1 protein-coding gene and 1 pseudogene are annotated in these 1,947 nt (G+C 58.7%); both read right to left on the bottom strand.

All coding sequences use genetic code 11. The features are described from left to right. Positions 1–389, bottom strand: a pseudogene (locus Q0F21_RS07530) (hypothetical protein); the annotation flags it as partial. A gap of 12 nt (positions 390–401) precedes the next feature. Then, a complete protein-coding gene (locus Q0F21_RS07525; RefSeq protein ID WP_297238770.1) occupies positions 402–1,880 on the bottom strand; it encodes an aminoacyl-histidine dipeptidase in 1,479 nt (492 codons plus the stop codon). Positions 1,881–1,947: the final 67 nt, after the last annotated feature.

Genomic DNA, 1,947 nt, shown 5'->3' with positions numbered 1-1,947 from the left:
GCCACATCGATCCCTCTCGGGTCGGCTCCGCGGCTGACGGACATCCTGTAGTCCATCTTGCGGAGTGCCTTGGCATCGGTCAGGTCGCGGATGACCTGGACATTCTCTATCTCCACGAGACCGATGAGAGCGGGGTAGTCCCACTCGCCGATGCGGGAGAGGGTGCGGGAGATGTTCTCCACCTTATTCCGATACCTGCCCTTGGTCCAGTGATAGGATCCCTCAGGGAGGAAGTCCTTGTCGTCCGTCTCCGGGTCATCGATGGTATCAAAGAGGTTCTCCACATTGTAGGAGACCACTCTCCGGCGGATCACCTGCCCGGACTGCTGTCCCATGGCGGTCAGTGTGGCAATGAGGGTGATGAAAAGGAGCGCAAGACGCCGTGACATGGCATCACCTGCTTACTTGCCTGCCTTAGGGGCGCGCTTAAGGATGTCGAGGATATAGTCCCAGAACTTCCCTACCGAGGCTACCTCCAGACGCTCTGCGGGCGAGTGGACATAGAGCATCGTCGGGCCTACGGAGATCATATCCAGCTCGGGGCGCTTCTGGCGGAAGAGCCCACACTCCAGACCGGCATGGATGGCATAGACCTTGGGATCGGTGTCGTAGAGGGCGCGGTAGCTCTCGCAGGCGATCTGGAGGATCTGAGAGTCGGTATTAGGCTCCCAGCCGGGGTAGGGGCTGTGCTCGTACACATCTGCACCGATGGACTCGAAGGTGGCACGAACCATATCACCCACCATATCGATCTGTGAGTCGATCGAACTGCGCTGGCTGGTGACTACCATCAGTGCGTCCTCCTCGTCCTCATTCTGCATCTTTACGGAGGCGAGATTGGTGGATGTCTGCACCAGTCCCTCGATCTCGCGACTCATCTCAATCACGCCGTGAGGGCAGGCGATGAGGGCAAAGATCAGATCATTTGCCGTGTCGGTGTCGATGCAGTAGTTCGGCGTCTCCACCGTGTCCAGCTCTACCTTCAGCCCCGGCTCCATCACCTTGTACTCGTCCTGCAGGTGGGTGCGGAAGACGTTGACAAAAGCAGCCAGCGCATCCCTGTCCTCAGGCGCTACGCCGATGACTGCATGTGCTTCGCGCGGAATGGCATTGTCGAGGTTGCCCCCCTCGATCGAGGCGAGGACATACTCCACCTCGTTGCCGAGACGGAAGAGAAGTCGAGCCAGCAGCTTGACTGCATTGGCATACCCCTTGTCGATCTCGCTCCCTGAGTGTCCGCCGTGGAGCCCGCGGACCTCTATCCGGGCGTAGTGCAGCTCCGGGTAGGCGTAGGTGCGCTCATACTCCAGCTCTGCCACGGTATCCTTACCGCCGGAGCAGCCGATGCAGATCTCGCCCTCCTCCTCGCTGTCGAGATTGATCAGGATCTTGCTCTCGATAAAGTCCGGCGCCATTTCCATGGCCCCGGTGAGACCGGTCTCCTCATCCCTGGTGAAGAGACACTCAATGGGACCATGCTCGATCGAGTCGGAGGCGAGGATCGCGAGGCAGACTGCATCGCCGATCCCGTCGTCAGCGCCAAGCGTCGTACCGCGAGCGTGTACCCAGCCATCCTCGACGTAGGTCTGGATGGCGTCGGTCTCAAAATTGAAGTCCACATCCTTATCCTTCTCGCACACCATATCCATATGGCACTGGAGGGCGATGCTCTCCCGATCCTCATAGCCCGGTGTGGCGCCCTTGCGGATCAGTACGTTGCCTGCGTGATCCACCTCGCACTCCAGACCCTGCTCCTTGGCAAAGTCCTGCAGGTAGGCGATCATCTGCTCCTCCTTCTTGGAGGGGCGGGGGATACGGGTGATTTGGTCGAAGTACTGGAAGACTTCCTTCGGTTGCTGGTCGATGACTTTATCGCTCATAGCTCTATTGATAGTAGTTGGTGGTTTACGTTTCCGTAAAGTTACCATTTTTCTACTATCTCCCAGC

Source organism: uncultured Porphyromonas sp. (assembly GCF_934359325.1).
Classification (GTDB): Bacteria; Bacteroidota; Bacteroidia; order Bacteroidales; family Porphyromonadaceae; genus Porphyromonas_A.
The sequence above is the reverse complement of the archived record's forward strand: the minus strand, read 5'-3'. Positions and strand labels throughout refer to the sequence as shown.